We start from the raw sequence: 19,766 nt of genomic DNA, 5'->3' as shown, positions 1-19,766 counted from the left end.
GACGCGCGAACACATGCCACGCCATCGTGATGAGACGCGGCGGGGAAGGAACCGGTTCGATTGGGGTTTCCGTTGGGCGCCGCTGCGGCAGCACCATGGCCGCGGAACGCCTCGCTGGCCGCGGCGGGAATCAACGTCGGGCGGTCAGAGCTGGCTGGGCGAACCCTGGCCGTAGATGCGGCGGAGCAGGTCGGTCACGTTCTTGGCGCCGGCTTTCTTCAAGATGCTGGCGCGATAACCCTCGACCGTGCGTGCGCTCAGATGCATGCGCCGGGCGATCCCCTTGTTGGTGAGGCCAGCCGCGAGAAGTGCGAGCACATCGCCTTCGCGCGCGGTCAGGGGGTCGCAACCCGGCAACCAGCGCTGACGCCTCGAAGCGGGCTGGGCGGATTCGTCGATCGCGGCATTGATCCTGCCGACGATATCGTGGGTCCGAAACGGCTTCTCGATGAAATCGGCAGCTCCGCTCTTGATGGCATCGACTGCCATGGCGATGCTGCCGTTCGCCGAGGTCACCAGCACCGGCACCATGCAGTTTTCCTCGCGCAGACGCCTGAGCACATCGAGGGCCGAGCGATCCGGCGGCATCTCCAGCAGCACACAGGCCGGCATCCGCGCCTTCGCTTGCGACAGCAGCGATGCGCCGTCGGCAAAGCAGATCACGTCATAGGCGCTCTGCTGAAGCGCCGTCGAAAGTTGTTCGCGCGAGGTGGCGTCGGTGTCGATGACGAATACCTCGCCCTTGGAAAGCATGTTCCCCGGCATAATCCCGATCCAGCAATGTCTTGGTCAAATGATGCGAGACGGCTGGGGGCCTCATCGCGCCCCGCTGTCACGAGCATGGCATTCGCGCCAGTGCATCGCTTTCCTCTTATGTACGGTCCGCCGTGTTCCCGGATTTGACGGATCGGGACAGAAACTTTACATTTCGGGACATCTGCGGGAATGACCGGCAGGATCTGGTCGCATGGCCGACCTCATTCGCAGCGCAAGCTTGAGCTATTACCCGGAGGTGGCCCGGTCGGTCGGGCTCGACCCCAAACAGCTGATGCGCAAGGCCAGGCTGCCCCTGTCCGTGCTCGACAAGCCCGATACTCCCATCGCCGTCGCAAGCCTGCGCCGCTTGCTCGAGATATCGGCGGAGGCCTCGGGCGCCGAAGATTTCGGCTTACGGCTGGCCGAGCGCGGGGGCCTGACCAATTTCGGCTCGGTCGGCCTCATCGTGCGCGAACAGGCGACCGTGGGCGAGGCCATCGAAGCTTTCTCCCGCTTCATCCATGTCCATCACGACGGCATGAAGCTCGACATCATCAGGGACAAGCAAACCGTGACCGTCAGGTTGCATCTGCGGGGACGGCGACCGACCGCGCCGCGTCAGTCGATCGATACCGCGCTGGGCAGCATTCACCGCATCATCCAGTCCCTGTTCGGCAGCGATTGGCGGCCGCAGGAAGTTCACCTGCACTACCCGCCGCCGCGCGACCGCCAAAGTTACCGCGACTTCTTCGGCTGCCGCGTGATCTTCAACGCGGATGACGATGCAATCCTGCTCTCGGCGCACGACATGGAGCGGCGGATTCCGAGCGCGCATCCCCTGATCGCGAACTATCTGCGCAAGCGGATCGAGGCGATCGAGAACCGGCCGGCAAGCTGGGAAGAGAAGGTCGAGGACGTCGTGCGCAGCCTGCTCGCCGGCGGCGACTGCACGGTCGAGCGGGCCGCCGAGCATCTCGCCTGCACCCGCCGCACTGTCCACCGGCACCTGGCCGCATCGGGCACCAGCTTCTCGGCCATCCTTGACGCGCAGCGCGCCGATCTCGTGATCCAGCTGATCGAGGACCCCGGCCGGCCGCTGGCCGATGTCGCCGCACAGCTCGGCTTCTCCGCGCAGAGCGCCATGGCCCGCTGGTTCCGCGGCCGCTTCGGCTGCACCATCACCGACTGGCGCAAGGGCACACGCCCGCTGGCGCAGCCCGATTTCAGCGTGCCGGAGCCGGCACGCCCATGATGGCAATCGCGCGCCGGGGATTGCCGGCGAGTAGTGGTCCGAACGCGGCGGCAAAGCCGAGGAACGCCACGATCCAGCCGCAGGCGGCAATGTGCAAGAGCAGATCGCCATGGACGGGCAGCAACACCGCCGACACCCGCGCCAGCGCCGCAATGATGATCGCGGCATAGATGCCTTGCGTCACGGGCGAAGCCGTCAGCGCCTGCCCGGTGTGGCCGAGGCTCGCGCGCGTCATCACCGCAAGCGTCATGATCCCGGCCGCTCCCGCCATCCAGGCATGAATGCCCGCGCTCGGCGGCAGCACGCCGAAACCGGCCAAGGCGTTCAAGAGGAAACCAAGCGGCACGAAGGCGTAACCGACGTGAAGGATCACGAGCAGCCGCTCGCGCCAGGTGCGATCACCGGCCCAACGCGCGAGCCGCACCAGGTGCAATGCGCCGACGAAGCCCATGACCACACCGGTGATCATGGTCAGCGGTGCCGCGATCCACGCGATCAGCCCGAGCGCACTCAGCCCGATCACCGCACCGTCAAACCGCGCGAACGGCACCGGCCGGCGGCCCGGATTGAACTTGACCAGCCAGTTGCGGGTGAAGCTCGGGATGATCCGGCCCCCGATCAGCGAGATCAGCAGTATGACCACGCCGATGCCGACGCGAATGCTGACATCGGCCGCACCCTCGCAATGCGCCTCGAGATGGAAGGCGATATTGCCTGATAGCAGCACCAGCACGAGCACCACCACCGGCAAATTGCGCCAGTTGCGGCCCGCGATGATCTCCCGCGTTGCGGCCGCGACGACCAGCGTCAGGAAAGCGGCGTCGATGAGAAGCGCGAATGCCCAGCCGATCTCGGCCGACAGCGCCACCGCGGCACGCCCGGCGAGCCAGACCACCAGCAGCGCTCCCAGCGACTTGCCCTGGATCGGCAGCCGCCCGGTCCAGTTCGGGATCGCCGTGAACAGGAATCCGGTGATAACTGCGGGCAGGAACCCATAGAGCATTTCGTGGACGTGCCAGTCCCGTGGCGCGAAGGCTGACGTCACCGACAACTCGCCATAGAACATCGGCAGCCAGACCAGGATCGATAGCCCGGCCTGGATCGCTGCGGCCAGGAAGAAGGGCCGGAAACTGTTCGCAAACAACGGCCAGCCCGCAAACTTGCGGGATCGGGCACCAGCCATGGCGCAACTCCTGTGAGTTCAGACGGTTGTCTGGAAAAATACTGCCGCACGGCCAGCCTGGTTTGCGCTATCGCAAACTGTCCGACGATTGCAGGTGCCATCACACTCCCAAGCGCGGAGGAGGCAGAATGGCCAAGGTCGACACATCGCTGGTTGCGCATTTGCCGCTGTTCGCCGGCGTCAAGCCGGAGGAACTCGATGAGATCCTGCGCGAGGCCCGCTCGGCGCGCTATCCCAAGAACACCGCCATTTTCGAGCAAGGCGCGGACGCGCAGTCCTTCTTCCTGCTGCTGCACGGCCATGTCCGCGCGGCCAAGACCACGCCGACCGGCGAGCAGATCGTGGTGCGCTATGTCGCGCCCGGAGAGACCTTCGGGCTCGCGATGGCGATTGGCTCCGCCCATTATCCCGCCACCGCGATGGCGGTCGACGACAGCGTTGTGCTGATCTGGCCGACCTCGGCCTGGCCGCGGCTGATCGAGCGGTTTCCCGCGCTTGCCGCCAACACGATGCAGACCGTCGGCAAGCGGCTGCAGGAAAGCCATACCCGCATCCTGGAAATGTCGACCCAGCAGGTCGAGCAGCGCGTCGCGCATGCATTGCTGCGGCTCGCCAACCAATCCGGCAAGAAGCTCGACCGCGGTATCGAGATCGACTTCCCGATCAGCCGGCAGGACATTGCACAGATGACCGGCACCACGCTGCACACCGTGAGCCGCATCCTCAGCGGCTGGGAAAGCCAAGGACTTGTCGAGAGCGGCCGGCAACGCATCATCCTGCGCGAGCCGCACCGGATCGTCGTGCTGGCAGAGCGAAACCCGGATAGCGGGGCGGCCTGAAGATACGGGTGAGGGCACTCTCGCTTGCGGCGAAAGCTCGCCCTCACCCTGGAATCCCCGTGCCCTCCGCGCAGACTCCGATCCGCCCTCACGCCGGCACGCAATCGCCCAGCGCGGCCAGGAATTTGTCTCGGTCGATACCGTGCTCGCGGCAGGCGTCATCCACGGTGTGGAAGGTCGCGATCGGACAGCCAACACAGGCCATCTTGAAGGCGAGGAACACGCGGATCGTGTGCGGCGCCATACGCATGATGTCATCGACCAAATCGTCAGATCGGAAAGGCATGGACAACTCCGTTCCGAAATCACGATAGCGGAGGTGGCCATAGCTTCTTTGTGGAAGCGCAAGCTGGTGGTTGCTTCTCTGCCGTCATTCCGGAGCGCGCGAAGCGCGAGCCAGGAATGACAGCGAGCGTTTACACCGCCCGGCTATGCAGTTGCTTGCCCGGGTCAAGATGCGCATCGAACGCGGCAGCGACGCTGCGGACCAGGAAGCGCGAGTCGTTCGCAACCGCGAGACGGTTACCATCCAACTTCACCACACCGTCAGAGATCAGTGACTTCAGCCGCGGTGCAGACTGCAACATCGCCTCCGGCTCTGCGCCATGTCGCGCGCAGATGTCAGCGAGATTGGCGCCGAACTCGCACATGATCCGCTCGATGATGTCGGCGCGCAACCGGTCGTCTTCAGTGAGCCTGTAGCCCTTCGCCGTGGCGAGGCGGCCCTCCGCGATGCCGTGCTGATAAGCACCGATTTGCACCTCGTTCTGGACGTAGCCCTGCGGCAGATGCCCGATCGCGCTGGCACCGAAGCCGAGCAACACCTCACTTTGGTCGGTGGTATAGCCCTGAAAATTTCGCCGCAGCGTCCCCTGCTCGAAGGCCACCGCCATGGCATCATCGGGGCGGGCGAAATGGTCGAGGCCGATCTGGACATAGCCGGCCTCCTTCAAGGCATTGGCGATGGCGCAGGCCTGATCGTGGCGCGCAAGACCGTCAGGCAGACGGCTCTCATTGATCATGCGTTGGTGCTTCTTGAAATCAGGCACATGCGCGTAGCCGAACACCGAGAAACGGGCCGGTGCGAGCGCGAGCGAACGCCGCACCGTATCCAGGCAGGATGCGATGGTCTGGTGCGGCAGGCCATAGATCAGGTCGAAATTCAGTCCCTTGATTCCGGCCCCTCGGAGCATTTCGACGACGGAGGCGGTTTGCTCGTAGCTCTGCACACGGTTGATCGCGCGCTGCACGACCGGATCGAAACTCTGCACGCCGAGGCTGGCGCGGTTGACGCCGGAAAGCTGCATGGCCTCCACCATCTCCGCGGTCAATGTGCGCGGGTCGATCTCGACTGCGATCTCGGCCGAGGGCAGCACGAAGAAAGCGTGACGCATCGCCGCCATCAACTCGGCAAAGGCGTCCGGCGCCATGATCGTCGGCGTGCCGCCGCCGAAATGGATGTGCTCGACCTTGATGCGGCGGCCAATGGTGTCGGCAACCTCAGTGATCTCGCTCAGCAGCGTCCGCTGATAGGCTGCAATCAGTCCGTCACGACGAACGATCTGGGTATGACAACCGCAATACCAGCACATCTCCCGGCAAAACGGCACATGAAGGTAGAGTGACGCGCTGGCGCTCGAGGGAAGCTCGGCCAGCCAGCGTGCATAGCTATCGGCACCGATCGCGGGCGAAAAATGCGGCGCGGTCGGATAACTCGTGTAGCGCGGCAATCTTTCTTCGCCGTAGCTCGCAGCGAGATCAGTCCTCATCTCTTGCCCATTCGTAAATTCTTGTCGCTTGCCGGTGAATGCAAGCTCCGGATGGCATTAGATTACCCGCTTTCGCGGGGATCACCTTGCGCTCGCTCAAAGTCCGAGCGCCGGATTGAGACCATGATAACGATCATTGCCCATTGGGAGACAGGCCATGGCGTCGTTCGCGCTCGATCTCGTTCTCTGGATTGCCGGTATTCGCGGCCATATCCCGCGCTTCGACGATTTTCGTCCCGTCCCCGTCACGCCGGCCGCCGGCGGAGGCCATATCCTGCGCGTGCTGGCCATCGTGATCGCCGCGCTCGCCGTGCTCTCGCTCGCAGTCTGGGGCACAGTCTGGATCGCGATCGAGCTTCTCTGATCGGCGCATCAGACATTCGCGATAGAATGCCATTGAACATGCGAGCGAGTTGCCGCTGGCGCGACTGATAGCGCGAGTGTGTCGCGTGATTTGCCGTCGCGCTCTTCATACCGCCGGCAACCTCTTAAGGAGTTTACCGGAGGCGAATCCGGCGAAAGCTTGTCGCAGCGCAAACACACCTGCCATAACAGGCGCACACTGCATCCGTCATCAAAACCCTTTCACATGAAGGATGCTTTACGATGTTCACCCGCAGAGCCGCATTGATCAGCGCCGCCGCGACCGCCCTCATGCTGGCAGCCCCTGCCATCGCGGCCAACGATCTCAACCTGCCGCGCCAGAAGATCGATCTGGTCGCACCGCCCTTCGTGCATGCGCACGAGCAGGCGACCAAGCAGGGTCCCAAGATCCTCGAGTTCACGCTCACGATCCAGGAGAAGAAGGTCGTGATCGACGAGAAGGGCACCACGTTCCAGGCCATGACCTTCAATGGCTCGATGCCGGGCCCGCTGATGGTCGCGCATGAGGGTGACTACGTCGAGGTGACGCTGGTCAATCCCGAGACCAACACGATGGCGCACAACATCGACTTCCATGCCGCGACCGGTGCACTCGGCGGCGGCGCGCTCACCCTGATCAATCCCGGCGAGCAGGTCGTGCTGCGCTGGAAGGCGACACGGACCGGTGTGTTCGTCTACCACTGCGCGCCCGGCGGCCCGATGATCCCCTGGCATGTCGTCTCCGGCATGAACGGCGCGGTGATGGTGCTGCCGCGTGATGGCCTCAACGATGGCAAGGGCCACGCGCTGAAATACGACAAGATCTACTATATCGGCGAGCAGGACATGTATGTGCCGCGCGACGAGAAGGGCAACTTCAAGTCCTACGACTCACCGGGTGAAGCCTTCACCGACACCGAAGAGGTGATGAAGAAGTTGATCCCCACTCACGTCGTGTTCAACGGCAAGGTCGGCGCACTCACCGGCAAGAACGCGCTGACCGCCAACGTCGGCGAGAACGTGCTGATCGTGCATTCGCAGGCCAATCGCGACAGCCGTCCGCATCTGATCGGCGGCCACGGCGACTATGTCTGGGAAACGGGCAAGTTCTCCAATCCGCCTGAGACCGGGCTCGAGACCTGGTTCATCCGCGGCGGCTCGGCGGGAGCGGCGATGTACAAGTTCCTGCAACCCGGCATCTACGCCTACGTCACGCATAATCTGATCGAGGCGGCCGATCTCGGTGCCACCGCGCACTTCAAGGTCGAAGGCAAGTGGAACGACGATCTGATGACCCAGGTGAAAGCGCCTGCGGAAATCCCTCCTGCTACGACCAACTAGACGCGACGAGGGGCCGGCGAACAACCGGCCCCTTCTTCCTTCGGGGGTGACCATGCTGATCGCACTCAAGCTTAAACTGGCGCTCGCCTGCGCGGCCGGATTCGCCGGACCGCTCGCCGTTGCGCCGCTGGTTTCCGAGATGACGGCCCACGGCTCGCAAAGCGAGCCCGTGATCGTCGAGATCGCCGCCGGCAGTTTCGCGTATCGCGAGGCCGGGGATTTCACCCGCGGCGGGCAGCAGGCCGAAGCGCCGTTGCGCGCATTGCAATTCGACAGGCCGCTTCACATCATGCGCGAGCAGGTCTCTTCCGCCGACTACCAGCTTTGCGTGGCGGATGGCGCCTGCCGTGCGCTGGACAAGGACGTCGTGATCGCGCCCGACCGCCCCGTGGTGCAGGTGAACTGGCACGATGCGGAAGCCTATGCGGTCTGGCTGTCGCGCAAGACGAGTCAACATTATCGCCTGCCGAGCGATGAGGAATGGGCCTTCGCCGCGGGCAGCAAATTCGCCGATGACGGGTTGGCAGTCGATCCTGACGATCCGGCCAAACGCCTGATCTCCCGCTATGAACGGGAATCGGATCGCGATCTCGCGGACACCGCGGCCTACCCGTTCGGCAAGTTCGGCATCAACGAGCACGGCGTGCTCGACCTCGCCGGCAACGTCTGGGAATGGACGTCGACCTGCTTCGTGCGCAGTGCGCTCGACCAGCACGGCAGCATCGGGCGCCACAATGCCAATTGCGGCGTGCGCATCGCCGAAGGTGCTCACCGCGCCTATGTCACCGACTTCATCCGTGACGCCCGGGCCGGCGGCTGCGCCACCGGCGTGCCGCCAGCCAATCTCGGCTTCCGCCTGGTGCGGGAGGAGAGGACCTGGATGGCGAGCGTGTCGGCGCGGTGGAGCAAGGTCTGGACGGCGTGGTCTTAGCGGCATTCCGTTAGGGTGCGCGTACCACACATTCGGTGTCATCGCCCGACTTGATCGGGCGATCCAGTGCTCCGAGACGGCGGCGATAGACTGGAGAAGCCGCGACGTACTGGATGCCCCGGTCAAGGCCGGGGCATGACAACGTCATGTGGGGAGCGCTCAGCGTCAAACCCATAAGGCGTTCCGCAAACAAAAATGGCCGGGACGAAGCCCGGCCATTCACATCATTCGCGACTGCCGTCTTACGTATTCTTCAGCGCGACGCGGAATTCGGCCTCGGTCTTGGCCTTGACCTCATCGAGCGTGACGCCGTCGGCAAGCTCGATCAGGGCCATGCCGCCGCTGCCGTGCTTGTCGATGGTGAAGACGGCAAGATCGGTGACCACCATGTCGACGACGCGCTCACCGGTCAGCGGCAGATTGCACTTCTTCAGGAGCTTGGCGCCATCCTTGGCGGAGTGCTCCATCACCACGATGACGCGCTTGACGCCGGCGACGAGATCCATCGCGCCGCCCATGCCCTTGACCATCTTGCCCGGAATCATCCAGTTGGCGAGATCGCCGTTCTGGGCCACCTGCATGGCGCCCAGGATCGACAGGTCCATGTGGCCGCCGCGGATCATGCCGAAGGAATCCGCGCTGGAAAAATAGCTGGTCGACGGCAACTCGCTCACGGTCTGCTTGCCGGCGTTGATCAAGTCCGGATCGACCTCGTCCTCGTACGGGAACGGGCCCATGCCGAGCATCCCGTTCTCGCTCTGCAGGGAGACGTCCATCCCGTCGGGAATGTAGTTCGAGACCAGCGTCGGGATGCCGATGCCGAGATTGACGTAGTAGCCGTCGCGCAGCTCCTTGGCGGCACGCGCCGCCATCTGTTCGCGGGTCCAGGCCATCAGACTTCTTCTCCCGTTGCAGCCGCAGTGGGACGCGGCCGGGTGTTGCGGAACTCGATACGCTTCTTGGCCGTGCCGACCTCGACGATGCGCTTCACGAAGATACCGGGGGTGTGGATGTGATCGGGATTGAGCTGGCCCGCCGGAACCAGATGCTCGACCTCGGCGACCGTGATCTTGGCCGCGGTTGCCATCATCGGGTTAAAGTTGCGCGCGGTCTTGCGGTAGATGAGGTTTCCGGCGGTATCGCCCATCCAGGCGTGCACGATGGCGAGATCGGCGAACAGGCCCCGCTCCATCAGGTACTTCTCGCCGTCGAACTCCTTCACTTCCTTGCCTTCGGCGATCAGCGTGCCGACGCCGGTCTTGGTGTAGAAGGCCGGAATGCCGGCGCCGCCGGCGCGGATGCGCTCGGCCAGCGTGCCCTGCGGATTGAATTCGAGCTCCAGCTCGCCGGCGAGGAATTGCTGGGCGAACAGCTTGTTCTCGCCGACATAGGACGAGATCATCTTCTTGATCTGCCGGGTTTCCAGCAGGCGGCTGAGGCCGATACCGTCAACGCCGGCATTGTTGGAAACCACCGTCAGGCCCTTGACGCCGGACTCGCGGATCGCGTCGGACAGCTCCTCGGCGATGCCGCAGAGGCCGAAGCCGCCCGACATGATCATCATGTTGTCTTTCAGAATGCCATCGAGGGCCGACTTAGCGTCGGGATAGACCTTATTCATGCAGGAAACCTTCGGCTTGCAGGCGTCGCGCCCTATTGGCGGCGATTATTAGGCGAAATCGTCCGAAGCCGTCAATGATACGGGGTTCTCCGCATCGCAGGGCGGTGCTAGAAGCTGCCCACGCCGTGGGCAGACCCGTCCGCGGCCTTGAAAGCGACAAGAAAACCCATCAAGTTGCGGGGGTTGGGCGTGGGGGCGCGCAGGTTTCCCGCCCCGCCCTTTCTGGCTCCAGCGACCAACCCGATCAGGACATGCCATTGACCATGGCCCAAGGAATGAAGCGCCTCGGGACGCCGATCGCGGCGCTGCTCGGCGTTGCGCTGATCGCCCTGATCGCGACCTCCTGGCTCATCAACCGCGACGCGCTGCGCACGGCGGTGGAAGCACAAATCCGCGACGTCACCGGGCTCGAACTCAGCGTCGCAGGCAGCATCGACATTTCCGTACTGCCGGCAAGCTATATCTCCTTCCACGACGTGGGTCTCAAGGGCGGCGGCACCGCCGATCCTGCACTCCATGTCGACGTGCTCACCGCCAATCTGCGCCTGTTGCCGCTTTTGCTGCAACGGTTCGAGATCGCCGACCTGACGCTGCTGCGGCCGCACATCCATGTCAGCCTGAAGCCGGATGGCGAGAGCAACTGGACACCTTTCATCCAAACCATTGCGCGCACGATGAAGCCCGGCGCCGAAAACCAGGTCTCGTTCTCCGAAATCAGGATCCAGGACGGCGTGCTCAATTACGAAGACGCGGCAACGCACGCCACCGAGAAGCTCGAGGATATCGACCTGTCGCTGGCCTGGCCCTCGATCTCGCGCTCCTTCGCCGCGACGGGGCAGTTCGATTGGCGCGGCGAGCGCGTCGACGGCTCGATCAGTTTTGCCGACTTCGTCGCCGCCCTGTCCGGCGACCGTTCCGGCCTGAAAGCGAGGATCGCGAGCGCGCCGCTCAAGCTCGCCTTTGACGGCAGCGTCGCCAACCGCACCAGCCCCATGATGGAAGGCACCCTCACCATCGACAGCCCGTCCTTGCGTAACGCGCTGCGATGGGCCGGGCAGCCGCAGCCGGGCAGCGGCGGCTTCGGCCGCTTCGCGCTGAAGGCGCGCGCCAACGTCGTCGGCGCCTCGGTCGCGCTCACCAATGTCAATGTCGAGCTCGACGGCAACGCCGCCGAGGGCGTGATGACCTACGCCAATAACGGCCGGCAGACATTGCAGGCGACGCTCGCCGCCGACGCGCTCGACTTCACGCCCTATATCTCGACCTTCCGCCTGCTCGCGAGCGGCGCGCGCGACTGGAACAGGCAGCTGTTCGATCTCAATGGATTGTCGAGCACCGACCTCGACATGCGTCTGTCGGCAGCCAAGCTGACGGTCGGCCCGACCAGGCTCGGCCGCACGGCGATCGGCGCCAATCTGCGCAATGGCACGCTGGCGCTCTCGGTCGGCGAGGCGCAGGTCTATGGCGGCATCGCCAAGGGCTCGTTCGGCATCTCGCGCGCTGACAACGTCGCCGACATCAAGGCGCAGTTCCAGTTCACCGACGTCGACCTCCAGGCCTGTGCCACCGAGCTATTCGGTCTCACCAAGCTGTCCGGCCACGGCAACATCAACGTATCCCTGCTCGCCTCCGGCTCGAGCCCGTTCGGCCTGGTGCAGTCGCTCGACGGTACCGCCACGGTGACCGGCCATGACGGCGCGATCTCGGGCTTCAATGCCGAGCAGCTCTTGAAGCGACTCGAGCGCCGGCCGCTGTCCGGCGGCGGCAATTTCCGCAACGGCTCGACGCCCTATGACAACCTCACCATTGCGGTGAAGTTCGCCGACGGTATCGCCACGGCCGAGGACATCCGCATCGAGGGGCCTTCGGCGAAGATCACGCTGACCGGCACCGCGTCGGTGCCGACGCGCGAATACGATATGAAGGGGGTGGCAAGCCTCAACACGACCTCCGGCTTTCAATTGCCTTTCATGGTGCAGGGTCCCTGGGACGATCCGCTGATCTTCCCCGACCCCGAGGCCCTGATCCGCCAGTCCCCCGCAGCGTCTCCTTTCCTCGACCTCCTGAAGCAGCGTATTATCGGCGGAAAGCGGCAAGCGCCCGAGGGATCGCCGACGGCGGAGAACGCCAAAGAGGGCGCCAAGTCCAACTAGCACGCTGCGATCGGAGTGTTTCCAACGCGGGCGTCAGGCCGCCGATCGCGTGGTTGCGATCCAGCTCTGATCCTCACCCAACGTCGTCTCACCGATGCTCGTCCCGGCCGCGGTTTCGAGTGCGCCGCTCTGCCCGAGTTCACGGGCCAGCACCTCGCGGTCACAGGCGTTCTCCCACAGCGAAACGGTGATCGCCGCGACGCAGTTGCTGATCATGCTGGTCAGGGCCCGCGCTTCCGACATGAAACGGTCGATGCCGACCAGCAGCGCCACGCCGGTGACGGGTAGATCCGGCATCACCGAGAGCGTTGCGACCAGGGCGACGAAGCCGCTGCCGGTGACGCCGGCCGCCCCTTTGGACGTCAGCAGCATCAGCCCGAGCATCGACGCGATCTGGCCCCACGACAGGTGAATGTCGCAGGCCTGTGCGATGAAGATGGACGCCAGGGTCAGGTAGATGGCACTGCCGTCCAGATTGAAGGAATAGCCCATCGGCAGCACGAGCCCCGACACGCCTTTGCGGCATCCGAGCTGCTCCAGTTTGCGCAGCGCGCCAGGCAGCGCCGGCTCCGACGAGGACGTGCCGAGCACGATCAGCAATTCTTCCCTGAAGTAGCGGATCGTCTTCCACAGGCTGAAACCGTTCAGCCGCGCCAGGGTCCCGAGCACGATGACCACGAAGACGGAGCATGCGATGTAGAAAGTCAGGATCAGCAGTCCGAGCGAGCCAATCGAACGGACGCCGTAGCGGCCGACCGTGAACGCCATGGCGCCGAAGGCCCCAAGCGGCGCGAGCTTCATGATGAAGCCGAACGACACGAACAGAACGTGCGAGAACGAGGCGACCGCCTTGGTCACCGCAACGCCTTCGTCGCCGGCACGGCTGAGGCCAAAGGCGATCAGGATGGAGACCAGCAGGACCGGCAGCACCTCGCCATCGGCAAAAGCGCCAAAGAACGAATGCGGGATGATGTGCAGCATGAAATCCGCAAATCCGCTCGCAGCTGCCTGCTTGGTGAATTTCGCGGCGACCGACGGATCCAGCGTGGCGACTGAAACATGCATGCCCGCGCCCGGCTGGATCAACGAGACAGCCATCAGCCCGGCCAGCAGCGCGAGCACGGTCAGCAGATAGAACAGCGCCATGGATTTCACGAGCGTGCGACCGACCTCGCGGGAATCGCTGATGCTGTTGATGCCGCTCACGATGGTGCAGAACACGATCGGTGCGATCATCATCTTGACCAGCTTGACGAAGCCGTCGCCGAAGGGCTTCAGCGCTGCGCCGAATTCAGGCCAGACATGGCCCGTGAGGACGCCCAGCACGAGGCCGATCAGGACCTGGACGTAGAGAATCCGGTAGAACGGCTTTCGCGCCTCGGAGGCCTCGTGTGCAACCCGCGCTTCCTTGTGCATTCTCGCTTCTCCCATGGCACTGATTTTTCTTGATGGCTGCGAAAGCGGCGGGCCTCAGGCGGCCAGGACCGCTTGAGGCGCGTGCGACCGGCGGGCGAAGACTTGGCCCTCGAATATTCGCCGTGCTGTCCGCTGCACCCGGGCGACCGGCCCGGGCTCCAGCCAAACCAGGAGCTGGCCGGAGGGATGGGCGAGCGTGATCGGGACCGGCGGCTCCAGCGCTCCAACCATCTCCGCGGCGATCGTTCCGGGCGTGAGGCACGCAGTCGCAATCGCGACGGCGCCGGTCACCGCCAGCGCGCTATGGCAGTCGTGCGGCATGAAGTATCTGACGTTCAACGTCGCCCCGCTTGCGGGTGCAATCAGAACCGGCTTCGGAATCACCATGTTCGCGGCATCTCGAAAGCCCATCAGGCGCCCAGCCTCGACGCGCAGGGTTTCGAGGCGCGCGCGAAAGCTGCCGTCAGTGAAGTCCGAGGGCGCCTCACGGCCGGTCCATCCCAGATCCGCCGCGCGGACCAGCATGACCGGCATCGCCGCGTCGATGCAGCTCACATCGATCCCCTCGATGCGGTCGACCGGCCGTCCCGTCGGCAGCAGGCGACCGGTGCGTGCGCCGGCCGCATTGGGAAAAGACAGTTCGATCGGCGCGGCCGTTCCGGGGACACCGTCGATCCGCGCCTCGCCCTCGTAAGTCACCCGCCCGAAGGGGGTGTCGACGGTCGCATCGATCAGCTTGCCGGTATTGACGTTGTGAATGCGCACATGGGTGCGATCTGCTGTCGCGGCGACCAGGCCGGCTTCGATTGCGAACGGCGCCACAGCCGCCAGCATGTTTCCGCAGTTCGGCGACGTGTCGACGATACCTTCACGGACACGGACCTGGGCAAACAGGTAGTCGACATCGGCGCCCGGCACTGATGCCGGCCCAACGATCGCGACCTTGTTGATGACGGCATTGCCGCCGCCGATCCCGTCGATCCCGAGATCGTGCCCACCTCCCATCACCGACAACAGCAGCGCATCGCGCAAGCCGGGATCGGCCGGGAGATCGCGGGACAGGAAAAACGGCCCGCGCGAAGTACCTCCGCGCATGACCACACAGGGAATGGCAATCTGATCGTTCATGGCGCTGTTCCGTTCGGCAACCTCTTCGCCCCGGCCCAGAACATCCTCCCTCTCAACTCTTTTGTGAAATGCAAATATCTGATGTATTATTTCGTATATCGGTATAATGGAGTCCCGCCATGAACGCAGAACTGCTCGACCTCAAGGCGTTCATCACCGTCGCCGAGACGGGAAGCTTCGTCCGGACCGCCAAGGTGCTGAACTTGTCTCAACCAGCGCTCAGTCGCCGCATTCAGAAGCTGGAGGAAAGCCTCGGCGCACCATTGCTCGAGCGATCGACGCGCCACGTCAATCTCACCATGACCGGCCGCGACTTCCTGCCGAAGGTGCGGCGCCTCATCGACGAGTTCGAGACCTCGGTGCTCGCCATCCAGGATATCGGCGCGCGAAGTTCAGGCCTGGTCTCGGTGGCCGCGGTGCCGACCGCTGTGTTCTACTTCCTGCCGCGTGCGATCGGCCGGTTTGCCGAAGCGTATCCGCGCATTCGCATCCGGATTCTGGACATCGGGGCCAACGAGGGGCTGGAAGCGGTCGCGCGCGGAGAAGTCGACTTCGGCATCAATTTCATCGGGGCTTCGCATGCCGAGATCGAATTCGAGAAACTGGCTGAGGATCCTTTCGTGCTGGCCTGCCGCCATGATCATCCGTTGGTATCGCGCAAGCAGGTCAGCTGGCCGGATATCGTACCGCACCGGGTCATCACCGTCGGTCGCAACAGCGGCAATCGCGCCTTGATCGACAATGCGCTGGCGCGACACGGCCTCCAGCTCAACTGGTCCTACGAGGTCGCTCACCTCTCCGGCTCGCTTGGCCTCGTCGAAGCGGGCCTCGGCATCGCCGTGCTCCCGAAGCTGGCGACGCCCGCCGCCGGCCATCCGATCATTCACACCATTCGCTTGACCGAGCCGGAAGTGTCGCGGACGATCGGCATCGTGCGCAGGCGCGGGGCGACACTATCCCCTCATGCCAGCCAATTCCTCAAGATGCTGCTCGAGGCATGGCGCTCTCCTCCCCGGACCGGCGGGCAAGGCAAGCCGCGGTCACACCGCCTGAAATAAGCGCTCGCTGGCAGCGAGCAGGTGCGTGGAGCTGCGCTTGGTCGGGCCCAGCGACACCACACAGCGCGAATTGATTGCCACGAATTGATGCGGCGATTGGATCGATGCGCGCGCGTTAAGCATCTCCCCGGAGCTCTGTCCCCACGACATTGGTCTGACAAGATGGCGCTAGATCGGACTTCCGCCATGCGCTAGTGTTTTATCCGACCGGTTAAAACACCGGCCGTTTGAGGGAGAAAAACGTGAAATCCAAGGTTATTGGCGCAGTTTCATTGGCGGTCGCTGCGGTTGGGCTGTTTGCAGCCGCCGCACCCGCCCTTGCGCAGCAGAAGACGATCACGGTGTGGTGGGGCAAGGGCTTCTATCGCTCCGAAGACGACGCGCTGCTCGAGACGATCAAGAAGTTCGAGGCCAAGACCGGCATCAAGGTCGAATTGTCGCAGTACGCGATCCAGGACATGATTCCGAAGACGGTCGCCGCGCTCGACGCCGGTACGGTGCCCGATGTCGCCTATTCCGATACGTACGACGTCCAGGTGCAGGGTAAATGGGCCTATGAGGGCAAGCTCGAGGACCTCACCGACGTCATGGAGCCGATCAAGGACCGGTTCGTGCAGAACACGCTGGACGCCTCGATCCTCTATAACGACGTCACCAAGAAGAAGGCCTATTACGGCTTTCCGCTGAAGCAGCAGAGCATGCACGTCCAGATCTGGAACGACATGCTGGAGAAGGCCGGCTTCAAGCAGAGCGACATTCCGAACGACTGGAATGGCTATTGGTCGTTCTGGTGCGACAAGGTGCAGCCGGCGATCCGCAAGGCGACCGGCCAGCGCATCTATGCTGTCGGCCAGCCGATGGGCGTGGAATCCACCGACTCGTTCCAGTCGTTCTACACTTTCATGGATGCCTATCACGTCAAGCTGGTCGACGATGACGGCAAGCTGCTCGTCGACGATCCCAAGGTCCGCGATGGCCTGATCAAGGCGATGAAGGACTACACCGACACCTACATCAAGGGCTGCACACCGCCGTCCTCGACGACCTGGAAGGATCCGGACAACAACGTCGCCTTCCACAACAAGACCATCGTGATGACCCACAACTTCACGATCTCGATCGCGGCGAAGTGGTACGAGGACTCGCAGAACCAGGCGCTCACCCAGGAGCAGCGTGACGCCGGCAAGAAGGCCTATGAGCAGGACATCATCACGGCGTCCTTCCCCAAGGCTCCGGATGGTTCGACGATCAAGTATCGTTCCGACGTCAAGACCGGGCTGATCTTCACGTCGGCCAAGAACAAGGCCGAAGCCAAGCAGTTCATCAGCTTCCTGCTTCAGGAAGAGAACGTCCGTCCCTATATCGAGGGCGCGCTCGGCCGCTGGTTCCCGGTGACCAAGGAAAGCCAGGCAAGCCCGTTCTGGCAGGCTGACAAGCACCGCAAGGCGGTCTATGCCCAGTTCACCGGCGGCACCGCGCCGTTCGACTTCACCAAGAACTGGAAGTTCACGATCCTGAACAACGAGAACGCGTGGGCCAAGGCGATGAACCGGGTGGTCAGCGAGAAGGTTCCGGTCGACAAGGCCGTCGACGAACTGATCGCCCGCATCAAGCAGGTCGCGGGTTAAGTCATCCCCCCCTCCCCGCCTCGCGTGGAGAGGTGTAAGAACAACACCGGCCGCGTTTCGCGGCCGGCTTCTCTTTGAAGAGTCCGAAAAGAATGGCCATTACGCTCTCTGGCGATCAGGCAATCCCCGGCCCGCCCCTGTCGTCGCGGCTGACCCCGGCGCAGATTTGGGGCATCGTGCTGCTCGCACCCTATCTGCTCGTCTTCCTTGCCTTCGTCGTCTACCCCGTCTGCTACGGGCTGTGGCTGGCGCGGGAGCCGTCGAACTATGTCGCGCTTTATAACGACCCCATTTTCGCGCGCGCCGCGGTCAACACGCTGATCTTCCTGGTCATCGGCATCAACATCAAGATGCTGATCGCGCTGTTCCTGTCCGGCTTTTTCGCCCAGCAGCGCACCTGGATCAAATGGCTGTCGGTCATCTTCATCCTGCCCTGGGCCGTGCCGTCGATCCCGACCATCCTGTCGGTGCGGTTCATGCTCAACCCCGAATGGGGCATGGTGAACCATTTCATCTTTACCTTCACCGGTGACGACGGTCCGAACTGGCTGAACGACCCGACAGTCGCGCTGACCATGGCGATCGCCGTGCACATCTGGAAGTCGCTGCCGTTCTGGACGATGATCCTGATCACCGGCCGCCTTGCGATCTCGCACGATCTGTTCGAGGCCGCCGAGGTCGATGGCGCCAGCTGGTGGCAGAAATTCCGCTTCATTACCTGGCCGTCGATGCAGACGCTCTATGTGACCTGCACGCTGCTTTCGATGATCTGGACGTTGGGGGACTTCAACAGCGTCTATCTTCTTACCGGCGGTGGTCCGGCCGACCTCACGCATGTGCTGTCGACGCTCGGCATCCGCTATCTCCGGCTCGACCAGCTTTCGCTGGCGATGGCTTCCATCGTCTGCGCGATGCCGTTTGTCCTGCCGCTCGTGTACTTCATGATGAAACGGTTGTCGCGATGAAGCTTCCCGGCGTGAGCGAATTTTCCTGGCGTGACGTCGCGACGGAAGCGCGGCTGCTCCTGATCGGCATTCCCGTCTTCCTGTGGACGATGATTCCGATCTACCACATGTTCCTGTTCGCGATCTCCCCGAAGGAGGACGCGTTTTCGGGCAAGCTGTGGCCGGATCATCCGACGCTGCACAATTTCGAAATCGTGTTCAAGCAGCAGCACTATTTCCTGCGCGACTTCTATGTCCAGTTCTGGAATTCGACGCTGATCGCAGCTGCCGTCGGCGTGCTCACGCTGTTCGTCGCCACGGCCGCGGCCTTCTCGATCTCGCGGCTGAAGGTACCGGGCGGGCGCATGGTGCTGAACCTTGCGCTGTTCACCTATTTCATTCCCGCGGCGTTCCTCGCCGTGCCGATGTACCGCACCATGGGCAATTACGGCCTGCTCAACAATCACTGGTCGCTGATCCTGGCCATGGTGACGATCGCCTCGCCTTACGCGATCTGGGTGCTCAAGCAGGCCTCGGACAAGCTGCCGGTCGAGTTGGATGAAGCCGCGGTGATGGACGGCGCCACCACGCTGCAGATCTTCCGCCTGGTCTATCTGCCGCTGATGATGCCCTCGCTGGTCGCGATCGGCACTTATGCGGTGCTGCTCGCCTGGAACGAATATCTCTACGCGTTCCTGCTGCTCTCGAACGACCAGGAGATCACCCTTCCTGTCGCGCTCGGCAACTTCCTCGCCGCCGACGATTCGCCCTGGGAGCTGTTGATGACCACCGGCTTCATCTACGCGCTGCCGCCGGCCGCGGTCTACTACGCTTTCCGCCGCTACATGGTGGGCGGGCTCACGGCGGGCGCGGTGAAGTCCTAAACATCGGCCGCGCGCTTCCTGCGATAAGCAATCAGCAGCGCGATCATCGAGCCAAAGAAATAGCCGGCGGTCGCGCCCGAGATGGCGCGGCCGACGATGATGGCCATCGCGCGATCGCCGGCGTCGATCGCCGAGATCACGCTCACCGTATACTGTAGAAAAAACACGACGAGATTGCGGATCAGCCCGAACGCGCTGCCCGGACGGATGATCTCTCCCGTCTTGTGATCGACATCGAACGGACGCGGTGTCAGCACGCCGAGCGGCAGCAGCACGAGCGCCGCGACGATCCAAGCGATCAGCGGCCATTGGCTGTCCTGATGTCCGAAACCTATCCTCGAAACGCCCCAGGCGATGAAGACGACAGGGACAATCAATGCACGCCAGATCGGCGCCTTGCGCGGCTGCATCGACTTGATGCCTTGCCAGACCAGATAGGCCAGCAGGATCCAGACCCAGGGCGGGGTATGGATCAGGACTTGATAGACGAATATCATGAC

At 63.6% G+C, this 19,766-nt stretch carries 19 protein-coding genes; 10 read left to right on the top strand and 9 right to left on the bottom strand.

Annotation, left to right across the window (positions count from 1 at the left end; all coding sequences use genetic code 11):
* Positions 1 to 144: 144 nt before the first annotated feature.
* Positions 145 to 765, bottom strand: a complete 621-nt coding sequence (locus tag BM374_RS33920) for a response regulator transcription factor (protein WP_092302815.1) — start codon at positions 763 to 765, stop codon at positions 145 to 147.
* Positions 766 to 967: 202 nt separating this feature from the next.
* Between BM374_RS33920 and BM374_RS33915 the strand changes: the two genes are divergently transcribed.
* Entirely contained in the window at positions 968 to 2,008 is a 1,041-nt protein-coding gene (locus BM374_RS33915) for an AraC family transcriptional regulator (RefSeq protein WP_092302813.1), read from the top strand.
* Here BM374_RS33915 and BM374_RS33910 read toward each other — a convergent pair.
* Positions 1,980 to 3,191 carry an NnrS family protein gene (locus BM374_RS33910; RefSeq protein ID WP_092302811.1) on the bottom strand — a complete coding sequence of 404 codons (1,212 nt, stop codon included), beginning with the start codon at positions 3,189 to 3,191 and terminating at the stop codon, positions 1,980 to 1,982. The genes BM374_RS33915 and BM374_RS33910 overlap by 29 nt on opposite strands.
* Before the next feature lie 128 nt (positions 3,192 to 3,319).
* On the opposite strand from BM374_RS33910, the gene BM374_RS33905 reads away from it, so the two are divergent.
* Entirely contained in the window at positions 3,320 to 4,030 is a 711-nt protein-coding gene (locus BM374_RS33905; protein ID WP_092302809.1) for a Crp/Fnr family transcriptional regulator, read from the top strand.
* 88 nt (positions 4,031 to 4,118) lie between these two features.
* On the opposite strand, the gene BM374_RS33900 is transcribed toward BM374_RS33905, so the two are convergent.
* Together BM374_RS33900 and hemN are read right to left on the bottom strand one after the other, a co-directional pair.
* Positions 4,119 to 4,316, bottom strand: a complete 198-nt coding sequence (locus BM374_RS33900; RefSeq protein WP_092302807.1) for a DUF1858 domain-containing protein — start codon at positions 4,314 to 4,316, stop codon at positions 4,119 to 4,121.
* Between the two features lie 130 nt (positions 4,317 to 4,446).
* Positions 4,447 to 5,799: an oxygen-independent coproporphyrinogen III oxidase gene (gene hemN / locus BM374_RS33895; RefSeq protein ID WP_092302805.1), complete on the bottom strand. Its 1,353-nt coding sequence runs from the start codon at positions 5,797 to 5,799 to the stop codon at positions 4,447 to 4,449.
* Between the two features lie 157 nt (positions 5,800 to 5,956).
* Here hemN and BM374_RS33890 point away from each other — a divergent pair, with 157 nt between their 5' ends.
* The 3 genes from BM374_RS33890 (at position 5,957) to BM374_RS33880 (ending at position 8,434) form a co-directional block, all read left to right on the top strand.
* Entirely contained in the window at positions 5,957 to 6,163 is a 207-nt protein-coding gene (locus BM374_RS33890; RefSeq protein WP_092302803.1) for a hypothetical protein, read from the top strand.
* Positions 6,164 to 6,405: 242 nt separating this feature from the next.
* Complete coding sequence (nirK, locus tag BM374_RS33885) at positions 6,406 to 7,503, top strand: copper-containing nitrite reductase (RefSeq protein WP_092302801.1); 1,098 nt, start codon at positions 6,406 to 6,408, stop codon at positions 7,501 to 7,503.
* Positions 7,504 to 7,555: 52 nt separating this feature from the next.
* A complete protein-coding gene (locus tag BM374_RS33880) occupies positions 7,556 to 8,434 on the top strand; it encodes an SUMF1/EgtB/PvdO family nonheme iron enzyme (protein ID WP_092302799.1) in 879 nt (292 codons plus the stop codon).
* 242 nt (positions 8,435 to 8,676) lie between these two features.
* Here BM374_RS33880 and BM374_RS33875 read toward each other — a convergent pair whose 3' ends face one another.
* Complete coding sequence (locus tag BM374_RS33875; protein WP_092302797.1) at positions 8,677 to 9,327, bottom strand: CoA transferase subunit B; 651 nt, start codon at positions 9,325 to 9,327, stop codon at positions 8,677 to 8,679.
* On the bottom strand, positions 9,327 to 10,055 hold the full coding sequence (locus BM374_RS33870; RefSeq protein WP_092302795.1) for a CoA transferase subunit A: 729 nt from the start codon (positions 10,053 to 10,055) through the stop codon (positions 9,327 to 9,329). The genes BM374_RS33875 and BM374_RS33870 overlap by 1 nt, the downstream gene beginning before the upstream one ends.
* Before the next feature lie 263 nt (positions 10,056 to 10,318).
* Here BM374_RS33870 and BM374_RS33865 point away from each other — a divergent pair, with 263 nt between their 5' ends.
* A complete protein-coding gene (locus tag BM374_RS33865) occupies positions 10,319 to 12,208 on the top strand; it encodes an AsmA family protein (RefSeq protein WP_092302793.1) in 1,890 nt (629 codons plus the stop codon).
* Positions 12,209 to 12,241: 33 nt separating this feature from the next.
* On the opposite strand, the gene dctA is transcribed toward BM374_RS33865, so the two are convergent.
* Together dctA and BM374_RS33855 are read right to left on the bottom strand one after the other, a co-directional pair.
* Positions 12,242 to 13,624: a C4-dicarboxylate transporter DctA gene (gene dctA / locus BM374_RS33860; RefSeq protein WP_092302791.1), complete on the bottom strand. Its 1,383-nt coding sequence runs from the start codon at positions 13,622 to 13,624 to the stop codon at positions 12,242 to 12,244.
* Between the two features lie 54 nt (positions 13,625 to 13,678).
* Positions 13,679 to 14,752, bottom strand: a complete 1,074-nt coding sequence (locus tag BM374_RS33855; RefSeq protein ID WP_092302789.1) for a 4-oxalomesaconate tautomerase — start codon at positions 14,750 to 14,752, stop codon at positions 13,679 to 13,681.
* A gap of 119 nt (positions 14,753 to 14,871) precedes the next feature.
* On the opposite strand from BM374_RS33855, the gene BM374_RS33850 reads away from it, so the two are divergent.
* The 4 genes from BM374_RS33850 (at position 14,872) to BM374_RS33835 (ending at position 19,266) form a co-directional block, all read left to right on the top strand.
* Positions 14,872 to 15,810, top strand: a complete 939-nt coding sequence (locus BM374_RS33850; protein ID WP_092302786.1) for a LysR family transcriptional regulator — start codon at positions 14,872 to 14,874, stop codon at positions 15,808 to 15,810.
* Positions 15,811 to 16,052: 242 nt separating this feature from the next.
* Positions 16,053 to 17,438 (top strand): ABC transporter substrate-binding protein, encoded by a 1,386-nt coding sequence (locus BM374_RS33845; RefSeq protein ID WP_092302784.1) that lies wholly within the window; start codon positions 16,053 to 16,055, stop codon positions 17,436 to 17,438.
* A gap of 92 nt (positions 17,439 to 17,530) precedes the next feature.
* A complete protein-coding gene (locus BM374_RS33840; protein ID WP_092302782.1) occupies positions 17,531 to 18,403 on the top strand; it encodes a carbohydrate ABC transporter permease in 873 nt (290 codons plus the stop codon).
* The gene (locus BM374_RS33835) at positions 18,400 to 19,266 is read left to right on the top strand and encodes a carbohydrate ABC transporter permease (protein WP_092302780.1); all 867 of its coding nucleotides are present in this window, start codon (positions 18,400 to 18,402) and stop codon (positions 19,264 to 19,266) included. Before BM374_RS33840 ends, BM374_RS33835 begins: the two co-directional genes overlap by 4 nt.
* Here BM374_RS33835 and BM374_RS33830 read toward each other — a convergent pair.
* Positions 19,263 to 19,763 (bottom strand): DUF6622 family protein, encoded by a 501-nt coding sequence (locus BM374_RS33830; protein WP_092302778.1) that lies wholly within the window; start codon positions 19,761 to 19,763, stop codon positions 19,263 to 19,265. The genes BM374_RS33835 and BM374_RS33830 overlap by 4 nt on opposite strands.
* Positions 19,764 to 19,766 lie beyond the last annotated feature (3 nt).

Source organism: Bradyrhizobium sp. Ghvi, from assembly GCF_900115265.1.
In the GTDB taxonomy this organism is placed as follows: domain Bacteria; phylum Pseudomonadota; class Alphaproteobacteria; order Rhizobiales; family Xanthobacteraceae; genus Bradyrhizobium.
This window is presented reverse-complemented; position numbering and strand designations above follow the sequence as displayed.